Consider the following 20,698-nt stretch of genomic DNA (forward strand, 5'->3'; position numbering starts at 1 on the left):
CACCTCCCCCAACGGCACGGGAGCCGCGTGCGTTGCGGGCGTCGATTCCGTCACCCGATCAGTGACCGCGCTGAAAAAGCTCACTGCTTGCCGACAGACGGACGGGTCCGGTGGAGCAGCGCCGAGCCCCAGCCCTGCTCGGGAAGCTTCAGGTCCGTCTCGACGAGGCCCACCGCTTCCGCCGGCCGCAGGCCACCGAAGTACATCGCGGCGAACAGACCCACAAGGCGGCGACCACGAGCACGCCGGTGCCCGCCCACATAGGAAACCGCCGCCAGGAGGTTCCGTGCCTGCTCCGGATTGGCGACCACCCGCGGGTCGACCTGGTTGGACACCTTCGGCTTCTGCCAGCGGACAGCCGTGATGGGGTTCTCACGCAGCTCCCCCAGGTCGACGGCGTAATTCGCGGCATTGACGAGCGTCCGACGCTTGCGCCGCACGGTCTCCGCCGCTGCCGCCGTGCCGTCGAGCTTGAGCTTCAGCGAGTCGAGGACCGTGCGAGCCGTGGCCGCTTCAGCGAGATCGGCGAGCGGCCGGGACGCCTTGGACACCCAGTGGAGAACGTTCCGCACGTCGTTCGGGACTTCTCGGTCATCGGGCCCCGGAAGCACGAAGGCCCAGTTGCGCAGTGCTCTGCGGATTTCCTCGTCGGACGGTCGTCCGGCGCGCTCGTCGAGGAGTTCCAGCGTCACGCTGGTGAGGGATTCGTTGATGCCATCCCTCGTATTCGGGGCGGCATGAGGCCATTTCATGGCGAGGTACCTGAGAGCGAAGGCGTACCACGACACGGCCGACTTCTTCTCTTCCATCGAGGCCGGAAGTCCCGACTCCGTGTCGAACTCCTCGCCCTCGCGCATCGCACGCATGAGCTTCGTGCGGTAGTGGTCGGCGAGCGCCTTGGTGCGGAAGGACTCCGAGAACACATTGCCTGCGACGGACCAGCGGACACCGTACGAGGGCGTTTTGGTGTCCCGCTTACGGACTCCCCAGACCTTCACATTGAGAGACTTCACGCCGCCTCCTCCAGCTGTCGCAGCCATGTGTTGAAGTCACTCCGCCAAACCCGCAGCTCTCCGTTGGGCAGCTTGAATGCGGCCGGCCCGTACCCCAGTTCGCGCCAGCGGTAGAACGTCCGACGGGAGACACCGCCCAGCTCATCCAGGACTTGGCGAACGGTCATCAGCTCGTCGCGCCGGGCGTCCATGTCGGTTCTCCTTCCGTTCCGGGGGCGGGTTCGAGGGACGCAGCGAGCCAGGCCTCGCCGTTACTCAGGCCGGTTCCGGCAAAGACCCAGTGGGCGAGGACGAGCGTGGTTTCGCCGTCCTGGGGAGCGGCCGTGGGCGCTTGTGCGCGGCGCCATTCGGCGCGGGCGTCGCGGAGGGCGCCGAGGGTGGTGGAGTAGCGGCGGGACTTGGTGGAGAAGTGGCCGCGGAAGCCGAGCATGTGGGCCCAGGCGCGCAGGCGGAGGTGTTCGAGGTCCTTGCGTGCGCCGAGGAACCATGCGGTTCGGATCATGCGGCGGGCGTGGTCGCTGATGTCGAGCTGGGCGAGTTCGGCGGCGAACTTGAGCGGCCGGTCCAGAGCTCCCGTCGCGGTCTCCGCACCCTTGGTGGCGTACTTGGCGATGTAGGCGGCGACGGCCCGTTCGGTGAGCTCCTGGCCGTCGTCGAAGGCGGCTGAGCGGATGGTGCGTACGTCGAGCTGGCGGCCGAAGGTGAAGGTATGAGTGCGGCCGTCGATGACCGGCCCGTCCACGCGGACCTTGGCGGCGGCAGCACGGATGGCGTCCGTGAGCAGTTCGGCGGTTGCCCAGGTAGGAGGTGGGGTGTCGCCGCCGCTGGGACCGTCGATGCGGATGACGGCGTGGAAGTGGACGGCCCCGCGCTTCTGGTACTCGGCGACCTTGGCGAAGGACACGCGGGCGTGCTCGCGGAAGCGCCGCTGGGACAGGCCGGCGCGCTTGGCGACCTCTCGGCGGACGTAGGTGGAGAAGCGCCGCCAGAGCGGACCGGCATGGGCGTTCCAAAGGACGGCTGCTTCGTAGTCGTAGGTGTCCGGGTCGAGTGGGGAGCCGAGTACGTCGTCGTCCTGTTCGTGGCGGGTGCCGCAGCGGCACGGGCGCCCGCTGGAGGGGCGGTTGTGGACCGGGCCGAAGCTCGGTGCGGTGAAGGTGGCGAACACGCGCGGGTGGGCGGCGACGTGCTCGGGGATGCCCTTGCCGCCGCGCAGGCCGGAGGTGATCAGGTGGAAGGTGTCGCGGCGGTAGACCTCCGCGCAGGCCGCGCAGCGGGTCGTGCGGCGGTTGTTGCAGCGGACGAGGAGCTGTCCGACCGGGAGGCTGGACGAGTCGAGGCGATGCAGGACGTTGCCGATCTCGCCGGTCGTGGTGTCGACGTCGTACTCGGTGCGGTGGCCGTCGAGGCGGATCGGGTTGGTGCAGCCGCCGAGTCCGGAGAGTTGGCGGAGGATACCCGGCAGCGTGCCCTGTGCGGCCAGGTTCGCGAGTTCCGGGAGTGGGGCCGGAGTGGTGCTGGTGAAGATGGCGATTCCCCTTCTGGCTGGCTCGGTCGGGAGGAGCAGGCCCCGGGACGGCGAGATGCTTGGTCGTGTGCCGCCGCCCCGGAGGCCAGCGCGGTTCAGCGGCGGTGGTGGTCGCGGAGCATGGAGCGCAGTACGACGGCGGCGATGGCTACGGAGATGGCCGTGACGGCTACGGCGGCCAGGAGCGCGGTGAGGACTACCCCGCCGACGACCAGGGCCACGACGGTTTTCTGATCGTTGGCGACCGACGGGAGCGAGCGCCGTACGGGTGCCGTCTCGGTCGGGGTGTGGGTGTGCGCGGGCGGCGGGGTCGGGCTGTCGGGGTACTTCGGGAGGAACACGGTCAGGGCTCCTTATCTACTCGTCTAGGTGTGAGCCGTTTATGACGGTCACGCCGGAGCGCGTGCCGGACTCGATGCCGGGTGCGAGGAAGGTGCGGGAGAGCCAGAAGCCGAAGAGGGCGATCAGGACGACGATCCAGACGCGGACGCCGAGGAACCTGACTGCTCCCCAGGCGAAGAAGCCGAGGACGACGACAAGCGGCAGGCTGACGGTCACGAGCGCGGGTCCTTTCAGCGAACGGGGCAGCGGTGGGTGCGGGCGGCCAGCTCGGCAGCAGCACGGCCGTCGTAGTCGGTGGAGAAACCGCAGCGCGGGGCGGTGCAGGCGGCGGTGTGCTTCTCCTGGCCCCGGCCGTCGTAGTACGTGCCGACCCGGACGGGGCCGATGCGGACGACGTTGCGGAAGCGGCGGTTGGCGGTCACGCAGGTCTCCTTCAGAGGTGGGTGGCGATGGCTTCGGCCATGGGTTCGGGCACTCCGAGACGGGTGCGGAGGGTCGGGGTGTCGATGGGTGTTCCGGTGCGGGTGTGGTGTTCGGCGGCGACCTTGCGGGCGTGGGCGACCAGGGCGGCCGGTACGGGCAAGGTGGGACGCTCGGGCGGCTCCTGCTCGTCGGCCGGGTGGGGCGGGGCTTGTTCGGCGGCCGGGTGTGCAGGCGGCTCGGGATGGCGTTCTGGTGCCTCCGCGCGGTCGTGGACTTCGTTGTCGTTGTCGGGGTCGGCGGCCTGGTCGAGGGTTGTCGGCGCGGAGTGCGCGAGGAGCGTGCCGCCGAGGAAGGCGACCGCGGGCCAGCCCGCGACGAGGATGCGCAGCCAGGCCGGTACGTGATTCATGTCGAGGAGGCCGGCGGTTGCGACGTTGGCTCCGAGGGAGGCGGTGAGCGCGATGACGAACCAGCACCACCCGGCCGCTTTGGCTTCCCCGGACCGCAGTCGGCGCCAGGCGGCGACGAGCAGCAGGTCGACGCTGATCGGGTAGGCCCAGGCTTTCCATCCGTCCTGCCCGGCCGCTGAGGCGATGTCGTGCAGGTGGGCGAAGGACAGTGCCGCAGCGATGACGGCTTGGATGAGCACCGCGTCCACGCGGGCCAGTTGGGCGCGCATGATGCGGCTCCTTCCGGATTCAGGCATGCGAGGGGTAGGGACTTGGCGTGAGACGGTCACGCCGACCGGGGTTGGTGAGGAGGTCAGCCGGTTGCCGGGCGAGGTTCGATGACCGGGGCCGGGGATTCAACCGGCCGTACCGGCGCCTCGGGCTGGAAGGGCTTGAGCACGGGCACGTCCGGCACCAGGTACGCGTACTCGCGGCAGGTCTCGGCGGCGCCACCGAGTGACAGATACGGCGTCCGGATGCGCGACCAGCCGCCCGAGGTGTCACCTGCCACGGCGAGGCCGGGACGTTCGGGGGCGATGGCACATGCGGCCATGACCGCTTCGGGTGCGATGTCGCCGAGCGCCATCTTCGCGGAGGCTTCGTCGTTCACTCGGTGGCAGACACGGCCGGTCAGCTGGGCCCGCAGCATGGTGGCACCCTTGCCCAGCTCGGCCCCGAAGCGCTGCCCGCAGACCTCCAGGTAGATGCCTGCCGCGCGGCCGAGTTGGGCGAGCCGGATGAGCTGGGTAACCATCTCGTCGCGCCGTTCCTCGTCCTTCCTGGTGGCGACGAGGAACAGTTCAGCGACCTCATCCACGAACAGCACCAGGGGACGGGGCGCGCGGACTCGGGCAGTCCCCAGATGTCGGAGGTGAGCTCTTCGGCCGGGGTACTCGGGGCGATGCCCTGCCGGGCCTTGATCAGGTCGTAGCGGTCCTCCATTTCCTTCACGAGCACGGGCAGCAGCTCGGCTGCCTGTTCCGGTTCGGTCGCCAGCGCGGAGAGGCGGGCCGCGAACGGCGCCAGCTCCACTCCGCGCTTGCAGTCGATCCCGACCAGGGCGACCGGCTGAGGGGCGAGTCCGGCGATCAGGTGCCGCAGATACATGGACTTGCCCGACAGCGTGGCGCCGAGGGTGAGTTGGTGAGGCACGGTCCGGTAGTCGCGTACGAAGGGCATGGCATCCTCCCGCAGCGCCACCGGCACCTGAAGGAACCCGGCATCCACCTTGCGCGGCATCCGCACCTGCCGCAGCACATTGAAGCCGACCAGCCTCAGCTCAACCACACCCGGCTTGACCGTGGTCACGTACACGGCGTGAACGCCCCAGGCATGCCGCAGCCGTTCCGCCGAGGCGGCGACATCGGCCGGTTCCTGCCCCGGAGCGAGCCGCAGCCGAAGCCGCAGCCCGGTCGAGGTGGGCCGGATGACGCCCCGACGCGGCGGTACGGGACGAACTTCTCGGCGAGTGGTGGCCTTGACCGCCAGCATCCGCAGCCGGGACGGAGCCACGGTCAGGCCGCAGGCCTCCATGACCGAGCCGTATGAGCTGAGGAGCCGGGCCGTGGATATCGGCAGGCCGACCGTGGACCAGTACACCCCGGGATGCTTGGCCCGGGCGTAGGCGGCCCCGCCGCCGAGTGCGGCGACAGGACCACCCACCTCCAGGAGTGTCGTCAGATCGGTCATCAGGCAGCGGCCCCGGTGGCGGCCGGGAACGCGGCCGGAGTCACGGCGGCGGCCCGGAAGGCGATGCCGTGCCGCTGTTGCCCGTTGAAGACGCTCTCCCACGGCCGGGCCACCAGACCCGGAAGCGAGACCGGAGCCCCGAGCGTCAGCCCCTCGGACACTCCGCTCTCCGGAACGGTGACCTTGATCAGCGACGATTCGCCGTCTTCCAGGTAGACGACGCCGATCGTCATCAGTGCCTCTCCGCTGGTGGCGTCCTTGGCGATCTCGCCGGTCTGCCGGTCGCGGACCTTGGGCTCGGGGGCCTCGGTCAGCAGGATCGTTGCGGCCGAGGTCTCTACACGGATGGTGCGCAAAGCTTCTTCCCATCTACTCGTCTATACAAGATGCGGCGTTCGAACCCGATCTTCCGGGAATGGCAACCACCTTGCCACACAACTTGCCCACTCGTCTATACGAGTACGCCTGTTGAGATGTACGAGTTGGAGTTGGAGCAGGAGTCATGCACCACTGCTTCAAGTCCTCGCTGTCAGAGCCATGAAGCAGGATCCGAGCATGCTGATTGCGACGAACACCCGCGGGCACAGGGTGAAACGCCCCTCGAAGCCGGCGATAGGCCGCATGCTCGCGAACCTGGGGCGCGGCAACGAGCACATGGTCGTTGAACGACAGGACGCGGACGTCGTTGGCGACTGGTACATCCAGGTCCTGTTGCGCGAGAACAACACGTACCAGCTTGAGCACCGGGACGGCGTTGCTACGAAGCACTACCAGACTCAGACCGTCTCGCAGGAGAAGGTGCTTCGAGCGCTGCTCGGTTGGGCGACTGGCACATCGGAATGGCGCGAGGACTTCATGTGGAACGACATCAGCTCGATGTTCGAGCCGCCCTCCACTGAGGACACCGCAGCGATCACCGCATAGCGCCGATCCCGCTCCTTCCCGGGCGCTCACGTCGCTGGCAGCTGGTAAGACAGGACGTACGCGTCGGCCGCCATGACCGTGTCGCAGACCTCCACGGCCCGCCCTTCCTGGTCGAACGCGGTACGGATCAGGTGGATGACTGGCACGCCGGAGGCCAGCCGCAGCGTGCGCACCTCGTCGGGCGAGGGCATCCGGGCGCGGATCTCTTCCTCGAAGTGGTCGAGGCGGTGCCCCAGCTCCTCAAGGCGGGCGTAGATGCCGCCCGGCCCGGGGTTCGGCTCGGCGATCGAAGTACCGCGCGCGATGTCGAGCGGCAGGTACGAGGTAGCGAACTCCACCGGCCGCCCGTCCAGCAGATACCGGCGACGCCGGGCCAGCACCCGTCGCACGGACCCGAGCCGGGTGGAGACGTCCTGGCTGGCCTTCTCCTCCTTGACCTCCAAGCTGTCCACCTGCGGGTGACTGCCGGCGGCGTCGGCCTCCACGATGAACGCGGACTTCCCCTGCTCGCGATGGCGCCGTGCGAACCGGTCGGAGGCGAGCCGCCGTACAGGCGGTCGTGGTCGCACGAAGACGCCCTTGCCGTGCTCGGCGTGCACCAGGCCCTCACCCTGGAGGACAGAGAAGGAGTTTCGAACCGTCATACGGGAAACCCCGTAATGCTCGACTAGTTCGGCCTCGGAGGGCAGCTTTTCGCCCTCCTTGAATCGCCCACGGTCGATGGCCTCGCGCAGCTGGTCGGCGATCTGCCGGAAGACCGCACGATCGCTCGTGGGGTCGAGATCGCCGAGGAGGCCGGAGGAAAGAGAGGGCACGTGTACTCCTTTAGGTATCTAGACGAGTGGGCGAGCTTTATTGCTACGGTGGAGAGCCTAGCCAGCCGAGAGAGCAGAGGAACGTGAGCACCGACCGTCCGCACTCCGTGAGCGTCGCCGGAGTCATCGTCGACGAGCAGGACCGCGCCCTCTTGATCAAGCGCCGCGACAACGGCCACTGGGAACCCCCGGGCGGAGTCCTCGAACGCGAGGAAACCATCCCCGAGGCCCTCCAGCGCGAAGTTCTCGAAGAAACCGGCATCAAGATCGCGCTTCCCGCGACCCTGACCGGCATCTACAAGAACATGAAGGGCTTGATCGTCTCCATGGTCTTCCGCTGTGAGGCCGCCGACGGCACGCCCACCACCGGGGACGAGACCCGCGCACTGCGCTGGGCCACCCGCGAAGAGGTCATCGAACTCGCCGACGAGGCGTACGCGATCCGCGTCCTGGACGCATTGGACGCGGTCTCCCCGCCGGCCATCCGCGCCCACGACGGCGTGAAACTCGTCTAGCCCGAACCCGCTGCACATGGCGGCCTACCAGCACGAAGAAACTTGTATGCACGAGTATACGAGCACCGCCCGGGTCTGGGGACTCACTTGCCCAGGTTTTCCGGAAGAGGTCAGCCGGGCCCGCCGCTGGACACGGGACATCCTGCGCGGATCTCCCCTGGCCGACGATGCCGAACTGATCGTGAGCGAGCTGAGCGCGAACGCGATCCTCCACACGACGAGTGGCGGGGTAGGCAGCTTCCACCTGGCCCTCGCGGTCTCCCCCAAGGTGGTCGCCCTGTCGGTCACCGATGAGGGAGGAACGGGCACGGCCCCGAAGGTCGAGCAACCGAGCATGGACGCGGTACACGGCCGCGGCTTGGGCATGGTCAGCGTCATCGCACACCGGGTCATCGTCCACGGCAGCCACAGCGGCTACACCGTCACCGCCGAACTCTTCACGGACAACCAGCCGGGAGGACTCCCGTGCTGATGGACAAGCCCCAGCGGGGCTTCTGGTGCGAGTGCTGGACCCAGAACGTCAACGACGAGGCAGGTCGGCCGGCACTCCGGGCATCATTCGACGCCTACTCGGCGCCACAGGCTGACAGATGGGTAGCGGTCGCCCTGCGCACCATCTCACCAGCACTCGATCCGGACGCCTCCGACGAGGCCTGGGCCTGGCTCTACGACGGCCGCATCGACACGCGGCGAGCCCTCTTACGCATGGAACCCTGCACGGTCTCCGTTACCCACGCCAGCAGCCGCATCACATGGACGATCCGACCAGTCGTCTTCCTGCCGTTGCTCCACCGCCAGGGTGCGGAACTCCCAGCCTGCGCATACGACTTCACTCCCCCCACCGCAGACTGAGTTACAACTTTCTCTACTGGTTTCAAGGCGGCTCGCTCCGCTCCCCGCGCACGGCCCGGCCCCCGGCCGGGCCTGCGCTCCTGTCTACGCCCCGCTCCAGCCCGGCCGGCGCCCGCGCCGCGCGCACAGCAAACAGCCGCCTGACGCCAGAGAAGGGGCACGTCGTGGCTGGGGCGGTCGCCTCCACGGCTTTAGGCAGCCACTTTGGCGCGAGCCTCGCAGATCATGGCCCCAACGTCGTGCTTTACCGGGCAGGTCCACAGACTGCCCGACGCGCCGAAAGCTTACGGGGCCATGATCACTCGCGCCAAAGCAGCTCCAGCCCAAAGCCGCTCCACCGACCTACCGTTCGCGCCCCGCGCGCCGAGTGGCAGGGGCCTCTCTGAACCGCCCAGGGTGCCAGCATCCACACGGAGCTGGCCGAGGAAAGGAAGGCTCACGGACTTGCCAACAGGTGTCAGTCATCCTCGCTAGAGTCAGACGAGCGGCCGATGAAGACACGTGTCATAATCCGGCCCGTCAAGCCAGGGCCAGTTCGGACAAATGGAGACATTCAGTGGCACGTCAGGCCAGAAAAACACCCAACAAATCGCTTGAGCAGCGACTGTGGGACGCGGCCGACGCCCTCCGTGGCAACCAGGAGCCGTCCGAGTACAAGCACGTCGTCCTCGGCCTCGTGTTCCTGAAGTACATCTCCGACCGTTTCGAGGCTCGCCGCACAGAGCTTGCGGCCGAGCTACGGGCAGATGGTATCCCTGAGGCAAGACACGCCTCATTCCTCGAGGATCGTGACGAGTACGCCAGCCAGAATGTCTTCTGGGTGCCGGCCGATGCCCGCTGGGAGTCGATTCAGGCCCAGGCCAAGCTGCCGAAGATCGGCCAAGTCATCGACAGCTCTATGGATAAGATCGAGTCGTCGAACCCGGCCATCAGGGGTGTGCTACCGCGTAACTACGGACGCGAGGGGCTCGACAAGGGACGCCTCGGACAACTCGTCGACCTGATCGGCTCGATCGGCTTCACCGAGAGCGATGATCACGGCAGCGACGACGTACTCGGCCGTGTTTACGAGTACTTCCTCGGTCAGTTCGCTGGTAAGGAGACAGGCAAGGACGCAGGGGCGTTCTACACGCCCCGATCCGTGGTCAAAACCCTCGTCGAAATGTTGGAGCCATACCATGGTCGCGTGTACGACCCGACGTGTGGCTCTGGCGGAATGTTTGTGCAATCTGCCGAATTCGTAAAGGCTCACGGCGGTAAGCGGACGGACATCTCCGTCTACGGCCAGGAGTTCACCGAAACAACCTGGAAGCTCGCCAAGATGAACCTTGCCCTCCGGGGCATCGAGGCTGATCTTGGCGACCGTTCAGCTGACTCCTTCAGTCAAGATCTGCACCCGGACCTACGCGCCGACTTCATCCTCGCCAACCCACCCTTCAATGTCTCTAATTGGTGGGACGCCAAGCTACAAGATGATCCGCGCTGGAAGTACGGCACTCCGCCAGAAGGCAACGCGAACTTCGCATGGGTGCAACACTTCATCCATCATCTGTCACCGAAGGGTACTGCGGGCTTTGTCCTCGCTAACGGTTCCCTCGCCGCGAAGGGAGCCGAGGGAGATATCCGGCGTAAACTCCTCGAGGCCGAACTAGTCGACTGCATCGTCGCTATGCCGGACAAGCTGTTCTTCAATGTGCAAATTCCGGTGACGCTCTGGTTCATTGCCAAGGATCGGCACGGGAACGGCCATCGCCGTCGACTCGGCGAAGTGCTGTTCATCGACGGACGGAAGTTTGGTGCGTTGGAGACCCGGCGGCTGCGCGCGCTAAACGACGAAGAAATCGCCAGCATCGCAGGTGCCTATCACTCATGGCGCAACACCGATGGTGACTATGCAGATGTACCTGGATTCTGCAGGTCGGCGACGCTCGAAGAAATTGCCGCGCACGACTACGTTCTGACGCCTGGGCGGTACGTTGGGACGGAGGCGGCAGCACTTGACGACGAGCCAATACAAGAGCGGATCGATCGACTGAAGTCAGCGCTCTTCGCCGAGTTCGACCGCGGGCGCGAACTCGAGCAGATCGTACGAGAGCGTCTCGGAGGCCTCCGTGTCGGTTAGTTCCACTACGCTTCCCCTGGGAGCTACCCTTGCCCGAGGGCTCGGGGAGGCTAACCAACTGCCATGGCCATTGGCCCGCGCTAGCACGCTTTTTGAGCTGCGCTATGGTAAGGCCTTGGTTAAGTCGGCCCGCCGGCCCGGGCCTGTGCCGGTCTTCGGTACGAATGGTCAAACAGGTAGTCATGACACGGCTCTCTTCAAGGGCCCCGGAGTTGTACTCGGGCGCAAGGGCCAAGGTCCACTTGGCGTCGAGTGGGTCGATGAGGACTTTTGGGTCATTGATACCGCCTACGCCCTGAACGTGATCTCAAACGAGGTCGATCTCAAGTTCGCGTACTACCTGATTAAGTACGTAGGCCTTAATCACCTCAAGGACGGAACATCCAATCCATCACTGAGCCGTGAGACGTTCGCTGCACAACTCTTCCCAAAGCCTCCACTTGACGAACAACGGGGAATCGCTGCGACTTTGTCGGCGCTCGACGAAAAGATCGAGTCGGCTACTCGCGCTCGAGATCTGATCGAGGACTTGATTTCCGCCTCATTCGAAGATCTTATCGCATCGTCACCTGTCACGAGAGTGCCTCTTGAGGACTTGGTTTCCACGACAAAGGGCGTGTCCTACAAAAGTGTGGACTTGCAGGAGTCGCACACGTCGCTTGTGACTCTCAAATCCTTCCATCGCAATGGTGGTTACAAGGCCAACGGCCTGAAGCCGTACGTCGGCCCTTACAAGCCTCAGCAAGTCATCGCGCCGGGTGAGATCGTCGTGGCACAAACCGATCTAACACAAGGCGCAGAGGTTGTTGGCCGCGCCGTCCGGGTTCCTGCAGATGCCTCGGCCGAGGTCCTGGTCGCTTCCCTAGACCTGGTCATCGTTCGCCCCAAACCCACCATATCGCGGGAATACCTGCTGGGAATTTTGAGCGACGAGTCGTTCCGGCAACACTGTCGCAGTCGAACTTCGGGCACGACTGTTCTACACCTGTCAAGCGACGCTATTCCTGCTTACTCGGCGCCGCTTGTGCCTGACGGTGCGCGCGACGAGTTTTCGGCATTTGCACAGCCTCTTCTAGCACGTGCCGACACGCTCGTTGCAGAGATCGAGAAACTCAAGGCGCTCCGCGATGGGCTACTGCCGGATATCTTGGCAGGTCGCGTCCGGGTACCGAAGGCAACACTCAAGCTCCTGGAGGTCGTGAGGTGACAGGTACCTTCAACGAATCTGTCGTAGAGGAAGCTGCTCTCGACTATTTGCGCGAGCTTGGTTACTCGACGGAGTTCGGCCCGAACCTGTCGGCCGACGGTCCCCGGCCGGAGCGGGCCTCCTTTCATCAGGTTTACCTGTACGAACGACTAAGGGATGCCGGCCGCCGTCTGAACCCCGCACATACCGACTTGGTCGATGATGCTATTAAGCGGCTGGAGCGCGCCGAGTCGCAGAATGCACTCGCCGAGAACTTCCGCGTCCATCAACTCCTCGTTCATGGCGTGCCGGTTGAGTATCGTGACGCCCAGGGGATTCTCCGGACCACCCAAGTCAAACTCATCGACTTTGACAACCCTGACAGCAATGATTGGCTAGCGGTAAACCAGTTCACGATTGTTGAAAACAAGCATCGCCGGCCAGATGTACTGGTTTTCATCAATGGTATCCCCGTTGCTCTGCTGGAGCTTAAGAGTCCGGCGGACGAGCACGCTACTCTTAAGAACGCGTGGAACCAGATACAGACCTACCGCACGGACATCCCGTCCGCCTTCACATCGAATGCCATCGTGGTCATCTCAGACGGTACGAGCGCGGCCATGAGCTCGTTCTCTGGTGGCTTCGAGCACTATGCTCCTTGGAAAACTATTGATGGCCGCGACGTCGTCAACGGCAGGCCCGCCCTTGAGGTGCTACTCAAGGGTGTCTTTGACCCAACCCGTTTCCTGGACATCTTGAAGAACTTCATTGTCTTCAGCGATGAGCCGGTCGGTCTTGTCAAAAGGGTGGCGAAGTATCACCAGTACTGGGCCGTCAACGCCGCGGTCGAGTCAACCGTCCAAGCGTCCAGCCCCAATGGTGACCGTCGTGGTGGTGTCGTCTGGCACACCCAGGGCAGCGGGAAGTCCATTGAGATGCTGTTCTACGCGGCCAAGACCATGCGGGATGCTCGAATGAACAACCCGACGCTGGTCTTCCTAACCGACCGCAACGACCTAGATGATCAACTCTTCGCCGAGGTCTTTGCACCCGCCGAAATCCTGCCTGAGAAGCCCGTTCAAGCCGACTCGATCAGCGATCTGCGTACTCTGCTGCGCCGGGTATCTGGCGGCATCATCTTTACAACTCTGCAGAAGTTTCGCCCTGAAGAAGGGCTTGACGTAAACCCCATCCTCACCGACCGACGCAACGTCGTCGTGGTTGCCGATGAGGCCCATCGCTCGCAGTACGGCTTCACAGAGACCCTTGACGAAGAGGGCCGACTCAAGTCGGGACTCGCTAAGCACATGCGGGACGCGCTGCCCGGTGCCACGTTCCTCGGTTTCACAGGCACCCCCATCGAGTCCGGAGACAAATCCACTCGCTCGGTATTCGGGGCCTGCATCGACGTCTACGACCTAACCCGTGCAGTTGAGGACGGCGCCACCGTCAAAATCTTCTACGAGTCACGCCTGGTCAGGGTCGGCCTGTCAGACGACGACTACCAGGCGCTCGACGAGTTGGCCGCGGAGATAACGGAGAAGGTCGAGCAGGAGGAAGGCGAGAAGGCGATGTCTCGCTGGGCGCGCCTAGAGGCAATCGTTGGCAGCGAAGAGCGCCTTGACCTCGTGGCGGCAGACATCGTTCGTCACTGGGAGAAGCGCCGCGAAGCAATGATCGGCAAGGCCATGATCGTCACAATGTCGCGCCGTATCGCGGTGCGGCTCTACGAGAAGATCGTGACACTGCGGAACGCCTGGCACAGTGACGATCCAGCTCAGGGCAAGATCAAGGTCGTGATGACGGGATCAGCTGCCGACCCGGAAGAGTACCAGCCTCATATCCACTCGAAAGACGTGCGCAAGGCCTTGAAGGCGCGAGCCAAAAACCCAGAGGACCCGCTCGAAATAGTCATCGTACGCGACATGTGGCTGACTGGTTTCGACTCGCCGTCAATGCACACCATGTATGTCGACAAGACGATGCAGGGAGCTAGCCTTATGCAGGCGATCGCCCGCGTCAACCGCACCTTTCGCGACAAGCCTGGTGGCCTTATCGTCGATTACATCGGTGTCTTCTCGAACCTACAGAAGGCACTCGTCGAGTACTCCCCGAGCGACCGTGACCAGGCCGGCGTGCCGATCGACGAGATCGTCGCCGTGATGATGGAGAAGCACGACATCATCTGCGGGCTGCTTCACGGCTGCCGATTCAATTCCCTCCCGGACCTTTCGGCAGCACAGCGGCTAGCTGAGCACGCTCGTGTGCTCGACTTCGTCATGGCAGACCCGGACCGCACCAAGCGCTTCCTTGACCAGGTACTGGCGCTCGCTAAGGCTTATGCCCTTGCTGGCTCACGAGATGAAGCTACAGCCATTCGCAATGACGTGCGACTCTTCGCTGATGTCCGTGCCGCCATCCTGAAAATCCAAAACCCGGACTCCGGGCGCGGGGGAGCCGGTGGCATTGAGATCGACACCGCCATCGGGCAACTGGTTAACGAAGCGGTAGCCGCCGATGAGGTGGTCGACATCTACAAGCTCGCCGGCATCGAGACGCCCGAGTTGTCCATCCTCTCCGATGAGTTCCTTGACTCGCTAGTCGACAAAGACAAGCCTAATCTTCAGATGGGGTTGCTGCGCCGTTTGCTAGCCGACCAGATCAAGAGCATTCAGCGCTCCAACGTAGTGCAGGCACGGAAATTCTCTGAGCTGCTCGAAGCAGCGATCAATAAGTACACCAACCGTTCGCTGACGACGGCTGAGATCATCGCCGAGCTGGTCAAGCTGGCGAAAGAGATGCGGGACCAGACGAAGCGACACGATCAACTCGGGCTCACGGTGGCGGAGGCCGCCTTCTACGACGCCATCGTGCAGAACGACGCGGCCGTTCTCCAGATGGGCGACAATGTCCTGAAGAAGCTGGCCCACGAGCTGGTCGAATCGATCCGTCAGAGCGCCACCATTGATTGGAACCTTAAAGAGTCCGTCCGAGCCTCTATGCGTGCCAAAGTACGCCGCCTACTCGCTAAGTACGATTATCCGCCCGATCTCGAAGAAAAGGCTATCGACCTTGTACTCGAACAGGCCGAAGTCTACGCAGCCGATGCAGCGGGAGCCTCCTAAAGGAAAAGATGAACTGGGGAGGCTGCATAACCAGCTGATGTTTGACGCGGACTGCCATGAGTGTCATCCCTGGCAAGCTCCCACGATCGGCTCGCTGGTTGCTGGACTAGCTGTTGGCCCTTGACTACGCAATCACTCGATGCCCTCCGGACACACGTTGCCTTTGGCGCGCAGTGGCCTCGAGGCCTTGCTCGGCGAAGGCAACGACCACCATCTTGAGCGGCGAGGATAACGGTCCGATCCGGCTGGTGCCCTCGGCTCACATGGGCCCCCGATTTCGCCGGCCGTTGAGGACGCCGCCGATGCCCCCAACTGTCGCGTGAGACGTGGGGGACGGGATGGCTCCGTCGCCGCAGGGTTCGCCGGAGGTCAGTGAGCGTGGCCTCACGTGTCGCATCCGCTGGCCGTGTGCTCCCAAATAATGATGTCTGCCGCTCGAAGAAGGCTGAGAGGCCTCTCGTCAGGCATGCGGATGCGGACAATAAGGTCTTGGATCCAATCCCGGTGACGGCGTAGGTCTGCTTGCAAGAGCGGCCACAAGCGGCGAGGGGTGTCCTTATAGGCCCCGGGAACTGGCTTTTCCCCGAGGTAGAACTGGTAGATGCTGCTGTCGAAAATCGGCACTAGGTTAGGCCGCTTGCGGTGGAGGATCTTCGTAATGGCAACGGCCTTGAAGTCCGGCAGGCCCGTACCGTCGGCTTCACCTGTAGCGACCAATGCTCGATCGACCAGGGACCAGGGTCCCATGGACGGATCCAGCGTCACGTCCAAGAAGTCCGCTGTCGCACAGGCCCCGTCGGCAAGCACCGCTTCCATTGCCTGTAGGACTTCAGCCCCTGGGCCGTCAGGGCGAAACAACGGAACTACCTGCTTGTAGCCAATGCGAACACTCAGCAGGGCCGGCGCCAGACAGTCCAGTGGGCTCAATCGTTCCGGGTCGCCCTGCCAGTCATACGTACGAAAGGCTCTGGGGCCCCGAGGATCTGTGTAGGTCTGAAGGTGCCTCTCCGCACAACCACGCAGTGATCCGACGGTTCTCACGTAGTCCCTCCCCACAGCCTTGATGACTCGCCCGGCAACGCCCCCGCCGGGACCAGAGCAATGCTCATGCGCATGCTACGAGCTGTGGACTATGTGTGGACCGATCCCTATCTAACAGCCGTCTGCAAGGCAGTGACCTGCCTCGATTCTTGGTAGTCAAGCCCCCTCCGGAGCCGTGTGCGCAGGTTCGAATCCTGCCGGGGGCACTTCGCAGGAAGTGCCCAAAGACCCCGCCATCAGCGCTTTCGCTGAGGACGAGATCTTCGCGTATGTGCAGCCAGATGGCAGTGATCACGCAATCACGACGTAGTGATCTTGTCGAGCTTCGCAGTAGGTCAGCAGGACCTTTCGTCGTCCCCGGCAGCAGCCAGTTCCAGGAAGGACAGCGCCCCCGCTGCGGGTTGGAATCATGCTGAGGGCATCGTGATGAGGTGTCCGCGGAATCAACACCGCCCACCTTTCACCGGTGCGTGTGAACCCCTGCGCGGGCCGCCCGCCGATCGGCAGGATGGTCAGCATCCACATCGAGGAGCGTCATATCCCCCAAGGGGCCGCAGCGGCATGCCTCCACCATCGGAGACGAGCACTCGAACCGGCACAAACCGCAACTTACTGCCGGGCGCAGCTGCTTCGATCGGCTCCGCGCTTCTGCACACAAGCGGGCACCACAGAAAGTGCGCTCGCCTGAATGCCGGATTCCGGCCTTCAGCCATGGAACGAAAGCAAAGGTGTCATGACCGACTCGGCAGCCAGGCCGTACGAAGGGCCTTCCCGGGCGCGTTACCTCCTGGACGGGAGGCGGGTCGGAGTCGCCGACCTGTTGAGCGGCGGATTGCTCAAGGAAGGTGAGCAGCTGAAGTTCGTACGGCGTCTCGTCGGCGAGACTCATCACGCCACCGTGACTTCAAAGGGATGGATTCGTCTGGACGACGGGGATGAATTCCGTTCGCCATCTGCGGCCGCTGCCGCCGCCGTCGGATCGGGGTCGTTCGACGGCTGGAACGCGTGGACGGTCAACGACGGCCGGCCTCTCGCCGCACTGCGCCAGCAATTGCTGGACCAGGCCGCCGAGGAGGCTGGCACTGACACGGTGGAGGAGCGGCAGACGTCGCTGGCGCCCAGTGCACGGCACGCTCGGCTGAAGACGGTCCGTGAACAGGCCGAGAAGGGGGAGCCCCAGTCCCTCTCGGTACAGGAGCTGCTGGGCTGGTGGGGCGCCACGGGGCGCGGTCCCGTCAACGATCAGATCGAAGCCGAACTCGCCAACCACAGCCTCGTCACTGCGCCGGGATTCGACAAGGTCCCGTTGGACTCCACCATCGAGCTGGTCAAGGCGCCGGACGGGTTCTCCGGGGAAGAACTCGTCGCCGGCGCACAAGCGTTCACCGCCCCTACGGCCAACGAGGGGGAGTCCCACGAAACGGGATTGACGGTGGGCACACTGCCCTCCGCCCTGGGTGGAGTGACCAGTGTCAAGCCGACAGCAACGCTTGAGGAGGTCATCACGTTGATGACCCTCCACGACTTCTCCCAGCTTCCCGTCCTCGCCGGTCCGCACCACCTGCGGGGCGCCGTCACCTGGAAGTCCATTGCCCGTACCCGCCATGTCGACCCAAACGCTTCCCTGTCCCAGGTGATCGTGGACGCCCGCGACGTCCGCTACGATCATGATCTGATCGACATTCTGCCTTTGCTGGCGGAGTTGGACTTCGTGCTCGTCAAGGACCAGCACAATGCGATCGCCGGGATCGTTACCGCCGCCGACGTGGCGCAGGCGTACGGCGACCTGGCCAGCCACTTCCTGTTGATCGGTGAGATGGACCGCAGACTGCGGCAGATCATCGCGGAGACTTTTGCCTTGCCCGAGGTCACCGCCCTGTGCGACCCGACGGGTGAACGCGTCACCTCCTTCGGTGACATGACCGTGGGAGACTATCTTCGGGTTTTTGAGAACCCTGAACGGTGGAACCAACTCGGGTGGCGGTTGGATCGCAAGGTCTTCATCGGTCGACTCGAGGAGATTCGCAGGATCCGCAACAACGTCATGCACTTCAACAGCAGCGACCCCCTGCCGAGGGCGGACGTGGACAAGATCCGGAACCTCAACAAGCTGCTGAGGGAGTACGGCGGCGGCTCTTGAGCGCCGGCTCGTGCTCGGCGAGGAGCTGAATCTCCCGGATTGGTGCTGGAATGGCAGTCGTGCTCCTGGGGTGGCCATGACCCGGTGCCAGAAGCTGACATACCCTCGGCCGAATGAGGGGTTCGGGGAGACTCACCGGCGGTCTCCGGCGGTCGATCGACGGCGGCGTCTACGCTTCGCATGCGAGATCACATGGAGGGCGAATGCGCGGCGGATCAGGGCGAATGGCTGGGGCCGGGGTGCTCATTGCCTCGTGCCTCGCTGCCCTTGTCGCATGCGGTTCCTCCAAGAAGGACCCCGGTGGGGGTGACAGCAGCCCCTCGCGGACATCGGACTCCGCCTCGGCTTCCGCCTCGCCCAGCTCGGCGCCGTCGCGTACGCACTCGGCCTCTCCACTGCCGACGCGCAGTGGAGGCAAGTCGATCGCACCGCCGCCGCCCCAGCCCAGGGACACCGGCAAGAAGCGCCGCAATCCCGTTGTCCCCACCGTCCCGCCGACGGGGACCGTCACGCCGTCCCTCACCGCCAAGCCCTCCAACGGTACGTGAGCGAATCCACGCACCGCTGTTCGCTATGCAAGGGACAGACGAGTGGGAGTTCCAGCTCCACTTCCAGTTCCGGTTCCGCTCCCACTTCCGGTTCGAATTCCAGCCCGGCCGCGCTCGTCAAGGTCCTGGTGGCGCAGGCGTCCTTTATCGCCGCACTGATGTTCTATCTGGGAGCGATCTACACCACCCGCTACTACAGCTACTTTCATCTCTCCCCCTTCTCTCTCGGCTTCGGCTTCGCCGAATTCGTCATGCAGTGCCTGCACCTGCTGACGTTTCAGGTGGTGATCGGCGCCGTGGTCCTCCTCGTCGTCATCGGCGCCCCTGGTGTCACCGCCCATCTGCCGCTGCCCGACCGCTTCACCCGTGGTGTCAGCGAGGCCTGCCACACTGCGGCGCGCTTCCATCTGTGGGTGGTGGCCGCCGGACTGGGCCTGCTGCTCCTTTGGCCATGGACCCAGGGGTACGGGTGGGTCGCTCCTTTCACGATGGCGGCCGGGCTCCTACTGGGTCAGGCGCGAACCACCAAGGACGGCAAGCATCCCGAGGGGCTGCGCGGGCGGGCCCTGCCGATCTTCGCCGCCGGAGTCTTCCTGTTCTGGACCGTGACCCTCGTGGCCTGGCAGCTCGGTGACCGGGACGCCAGGCAGTCCGCGGCCGAGGTCGTCCGGTGGCCCGGGGTGGTCGTGCTCAGCACGCAGAGCCTGAGCCTGCCCACGCAGATCGTCCCGGAGGAGGACCTCGGGGAGGGCCTTCACCTGCGCTACCGGTACTCGGACCTGCGGCTCCTTGTGGAAAGGGATGGGCGCTACTACGTCGTGCCCACCAAATGGAACCCCAGAACGGACTCCGTCTACATCATCCGCGAAAGCGGTGACACACGGATCGAGCTCCGGCCGGGCGTCCAATAGCCTGGCCGGGAACTGAGCAGCGCGCCTGGCCGGGGAGCCTGAACAGGGCGCCTGAACAGGGCGCCCTGGCCGGGGAGCCCGATCGGGTCCGGTACCCGGGCACGTCCGACGTGGAGGGCAGAGGGATGTCGAAGCCGCTGGCGGGCAGGGTCGCACTCGTGGCCGGGGCCACTCGGGGCGCCGGGCGGGCGATCGCGGTGGAGTTGGGCGCCGCGGGGGCCACGGTCTATGGGACGGGCCGCAGCACCGCGGGGCGGCGTTCGGAGTACGGGCGGGCGGAGGTGATCGAGGAGACCGCCGAGCTCGTCACGGCCGCCGGCGGCACGGGGATCGCGGTGGAGGTCGACCACCTGGTGCCGGAGCAGGTGCGCGGGCTCGTCGAGCGGATCGAGCGGGAGCGGGGGCGGCTCGACGTACTGGTCAACAGCATGGGCGGCGAGGCCTTTTACGAGCCGAAGGACGCCTTGTGGGAGCTGGATCTCGACAAGGGGCTCCGGCTGCTGCGGACCGCGGTCGAGGCACATGCCGTGACCAGCCACCACGCCCTGCCGCTCCTCCTGCGCAACCCCGGTGGGCTGGTGGTGGAGGTGACGGACGGCACGGCCGCGTACAACGACACCCGCTACCGCGTGTCGTTCTTCTACGACCTGGCCAAGGCGTCCAATCTGCGGATGGCCTTCGCGCTCGGCCATGAGCTGGGCAAACGCGGGGCAACGGCCGTCGCGCTCACGCCCGGGTGGATGCGGTCGGAGATGATGCTCGACGTCTTCGGGGTCACCGAGGAGAACTGGCGGGACGCCCTGGAGCGGGTGCCGCACTTCTGCATCTCGGAGACCCCGGCCTACACCGGGCGGGCGGTGGCGGCGCTGGCGGCCGATCCCGAGGTGGCGCGGTGGAACGGGCGGTCGCTGTCCTGCGGGCAGCTCGCCAGGGTCTACGGGTTCACGGATGCCGACGGGAGCCAACCGGACGCCTGGCGCTACATGGTGGAGGTCCAGGACCCGGGCAAGCCGGCCGACGCCACCGGTTACCGCTGATACCGGCTGCCTCGGGTGGAGGCAGGTGATACCGGCTG

General features: G+C 65.1%; 20 protein-coding genes and 1 pseudogene. 10 read left to right on the forward strand and 11 right to left on the reverse strand.

What is annotated here, in order from left to right; genetic code table 11:
• Nucleotides 1-80 precede the first annotated feature (80 nt).
• The 9 genes and pseudogenes from IEY86_RS09380 to IEY86_RS09420 form a co-directional block, all read right to left on the reverse strand.
• Nucleotides 81-1,013, reverse strand: a complete 933-nt coding sequence (locus IEY86_RS09380) for a site-specific integrase (RefSeq protein ID WP_229698276.1) — start codon at nt 1,011-1,013, stop codon at nt 81-83.
• On the reverse strand, nt 1,010-1,204 hold the full coding sequence (locus IEY86_RS09385; protein ID WP_030246378.1) for a helix-turn-helix transcriptional regulator: 195 nt from the start codon (nt 1,202-1,204) through the stop codon (nt 1,010-1,012). The genes IEY86_RS09380 and IEY86_RS09385 overlap by 4 nt, the downstream gene beginning before the upstream one ends.
• Nucleotides 1,180-2,496 carry a replication initiator gene (locus IEY86_RS09390; RefSeq protein ID WP_189131296.1) on the reverse strand — a complete coding sequence of 439 codons (1,317 nt, stop codon included), beginning with the start codon at nt 2,494-2,496 and terminating at the stop codon, nt 1,180-1,182. Before IEY86_RS09390 ends, IEY86_RS09385 begins: the two co-directional genes overlap by 25 nt.
• A gap of 140 nt (nt 2,497-2,636) precedes the next feature.
• A complete protein-coding gene (locus tag IEY86_RS09395) occupies nt 2,637-2,882 on the reverse strand; it encodes a SpdD protein (RefSeq protein ID WP_189131110.1) in 246 nt (81 codons plus the stop codon).
• 16 nt (nt 2,883-2,898) lie between these two features.
• Nucleotides 2,899-3,099, reverse strand: coding sequence for a hypothetical protein (locus IEY86_RS09400; protein ID WP_189131111.1), 201 nt, complete (start codon nt 3,097-3,099; stop codon nt 2,899-2,901).
• A gap of 14 nt (nt 3,100-3,113) precedes the next feature.
• Nucleotides 3,114-3,305, reverse strand: a complete 192-nt coding sequence (locus IEY86_RS09405) for a mobile element transfer protein (protein ID WP_020274974.1) — start codon at nt 3,303-3,305, stop codon at nt 3,114-3,116.
• Between the two features lie 11 nt (nt 3,306-3,316).
• Complete coding sequence (locus tag IEY86_RS09410) at nt 3,317-3,985, reverse strand: DUF2637 domain-containing protein (RefSeq protein ID WP_189131112.1); 669 nt, start codon at nt 3,983-3,985, stop codon at nt 3,317-3,319.
• 83 nt (nt 3,986-4,068) lie between these two features.
• Nucleotides 4,069-5,444 (reverse strand): annotated as a pseudogene (locus tag IEY86_RS09415) (FtsK/SpoIIIE domain-containing protein).
• Nucleotides 5,444-5,800, reverse strand: coding sequence for an SCO3933 family regulatory protein (locus IEY86_RS09420; RefSeq protein WP_094055939.1), 357 nt, complete (start codon nt 5,798-5,800; stop codon nt 5,444-5,446). The pseudogene IEY86_RS09415 and the gene IEY86_RS09420 overlap by 1 nt, the downstream one beginning before the upstream one ends.
• 199 nt (nt 5,801-5,999) lie before the next feature.
• On the opposite strand from IEY86_RS09420, the gene IEY86_RS09425 reads away from it, so the two are divergent.
• Nucleotides 6,000-6,368, forward strand: coding sequence for a hypothetical protein (locus IEY86_RS09425; protein WP_229698277.1), 369 nt, complete (start codon nt 6,000-6,002; stop codon nt 6,366-6,368).
• A 26-nt stretch (nt 6,369-6,394) separates the two neighbouring features.
• Here the strand turns inward: IEY86_RS09425 and IEY86_RS09430 are convergent, their stop codons facing one another.
• Nucleotides 6,395-7,183: a GntR family transcriptional regulator gene (locus IEY86_RS09430; RefSeq protein ID WP_189131113.1), complete on the reverse strand. Its 789-nt coding sequence runs from the start codon at nt 7,181-7,183 to the stop codon at nt 6,395-6,397.
• Nucleotides 7,184-7,290: 107 nt separating this feature from the next.
• Between IEY86_RS09430 and IEY86_RS09435 the strand changes: the two genes are divergently transcribed.
• The 6 genes from IEY86_RS09435 to IEY86_RS09460 all read left to right on the forward strand — a co-directional run bounded on the left by IEY86_RS09435 (nt 7,291) and on the right by IEY86_RS09460 (nt 14,983).
• Nucleotides 7,291-7,698: an NUDIX hydrolase gene (locus IEY86_RS09435; RefSeq protein ID WP_189131298.1), complete on the forward strand. Its 408-nt coding sequence runs from the start codon at nt 7,291-7,293 to the stop codon at nt 7,696-7,698.
• Nucleotides 7,699-7,744: 46 nt separating this feature from the next.
• Nucleotides 7,745-8,170, forward strand: a complete 426-nt coding sequence (locus IEY86_RS09440; protein WP_189131114.1) for an ATP-binding protein — start codon at nt 7,745-7,747, stop codon at nt 8,168-8,170.
• On the forward strand, nt 8,170-8,550 hold the full coding sequence (locus IEY86_RS09445; protein ID WP_189131115.1) for a hypothetical protein: 381 nt from the start codon (nt 8,170-8,172) through the stop codon (nt 8,548-8,550). The genes IEY86_RS09440 and IEY86_RS09445 overlap by 1 nt, the downstream gene beginning before the upstream one ends.
• Nucleotides 8,551-9,106: 556 nt before the next feature.
• Complete coding sequence (locus tag IEY86_RS09450; RefSeq protein WP_189131116.1) at nt 9,107-10,672, forward strand: class I SAM-dependent DNA methyltransferase; 1,566 nt, start codon at nt 9,107-9,109, stop codon at nt 10,670-10,672.
• The gene (locus IEY86_RS09455) at nt 10,662-11,879 is read left to right on the forward strand and encodes a restriction endonuclease subunit S (RefSeq protein ID WP_265804093.1); all 1,218 of its coding nucleotides are present in this window, start codon (nt 10,662-10,664) and stop codon (nt 11,877-11,879) included. The genes IEY86_RS09450 and IEY86_RS09455 overlap by 11 nt, the downstream gene beginning before the upstream one ends.
• Nucleotides 11,876-14,983 carry a type I restriction endonuclease subunit R gene (locus IEY86_RS09460; RefSeq protein ID WP_189131118.1) on the forward strand — a complete coding sequence of 1,036 codons (3,108 nt, stop codon included), beginning with the start codon at nt 11,876-11,878 and terminating at the stop codon, nt 14,981-14,983. The genes IEY86_RS09455 and IEY86_RS09460 overlap by 4 nt, the downstream gene beginning before the upstream one ends.
• A gap of 384 nt (nt 14,984-15,367) precedes the next feature.
• Here the strand turns inward: IEY86_RS09460 and IEY86_RS36325 are convergent, their stop codons facing one another.
• Nucleotides 15,368-16,039 carry a DUF6308 family protein gene (locus tag IEY86_RS36325; RefSeq protein ID WP_308425120.1) on the reverse strand — a complete coding sequence of 224 codons (672 nt, stop codon included), beginning with the start codon at nt 16,037-16,039 and terminating at the stop codon, nt 15,368-15,370.
• A 673-nt stretch (nt 16,040-16,712) separates the two neighbouring features.
• On the opposite strand from IEY86_RS36325, the gene IEY86_RS09470 reads away from it, so the two are divergent.
• From IEY86_RS09470 to IEY86_RS09480, 3 genes are all read left to right on the forward strand, one after another.
• Nucleotides 16,713-18,164: a CBS domain-containing anti-phage protein gene (locus IEY86_RS09470; protein WP_229698279.1), complete on the forward strand. Its 1,452-nt coding sequence runs from the start codon at nt 16,713-16,715 to the stop codon at nt 18,162-18,164.
• A 706-nt stretch (nt 18,165-18,870) separates the two neighbouring features.
• Nucleotides 18,871-19,623: a hypothetical protein gene (locus IEY86_RS09475; protein WP_189131120.1), complete on the forward strand. Its 753-nt coding sequence runs from the start codon at nt 18,871-18,873 to the stop codon at nt 19,621-19,623.
• A 125-nt stretch (nt 19,624-19,748) separates the two neighbouring features.
• Nucleotides 19,749-20,660 carry an SDR family oxidoreductase gene (locus tag IEY86_RS09480; RefSeq protein ID WP_189131121.1) on the forward strand — a complete coding sequence of 304 codons (912 nt, stop codon included), beginning with the start codon at nt 19,749-19,751 and terminating at the stop codon, nt 20,658-20,660.
• Nucleotides 20,661-20,698 lie beyond the last annotated feature (38 nt).

Source organism: Wenjunlia tyrosinilytica (assembly GCF_014646055.1).
GTDB lineage: Bacteria > Actinomycetota > Actinomycetes > Streptomycetales > Streptomycetaceae > Wenjunlia > Wenjunlia tyrosinilytica.

Bases quoted from the DNA above. Each gene is read 5' to 3' on its own strand.
- IEY86_RS09475 (WP_189131120.1), top strand. From the start codon at position 18,871: ATGTTCTATCTGGGAGCGATCTACACCACCCGCTACTACAGCTACTTT.
- IEY86_RS09480 (WP_189131121.1), top strand. From the start codon at position 19,749: ATGTCGAAGCCGCTGGCGGGCAGGGTCGCACTCGTGGCCGGGGCCACT.
- IEY86_RS09385 (WP_030246378.1), bottom strand. From the start codon at position 1,204: ATGGACGCCCGGCGCGACGAGCTGATGACCGTTCGCCAAGTCCTGGAT.
- IEY86_RS09440 (WP_189131114.1), top strand. From the start codon at position 7,745: ATGCACGAGTATACGAGCACCGCCCGGGTCTGGGGACTCACTTGCCCA.
- IEY86_RS09425 (WP_229698277.1), top strand. From the start codon at position 6,000: ATGCTGATTGCGACGAACACCCGCGGGCACAGGGTGAAACGCCCCTCG.
- IEY86_RS09445 (WP_189131115.1), top strand. From the start codon at position 8,170: ATGGACAAGCCCCAGCGGGGCTTCTGGTGCGAGTGCTGGACCCAGAAC.
- IEY86_RS09470 (WP_229698279.1), top strand. From the start codon at position 16,713: ATGCCGGATTCCGGCCTTCAGCCATGGAACGAAAGCAAAGGTGTCATG.
- IEY86_RS09410 (WP_189131112.1), bottom strand. From the start codon at position 3,985: ATGCGCGCCCAACTGGCCCGCGTGGACGCGGTGCTCATCCAAGCCGTC.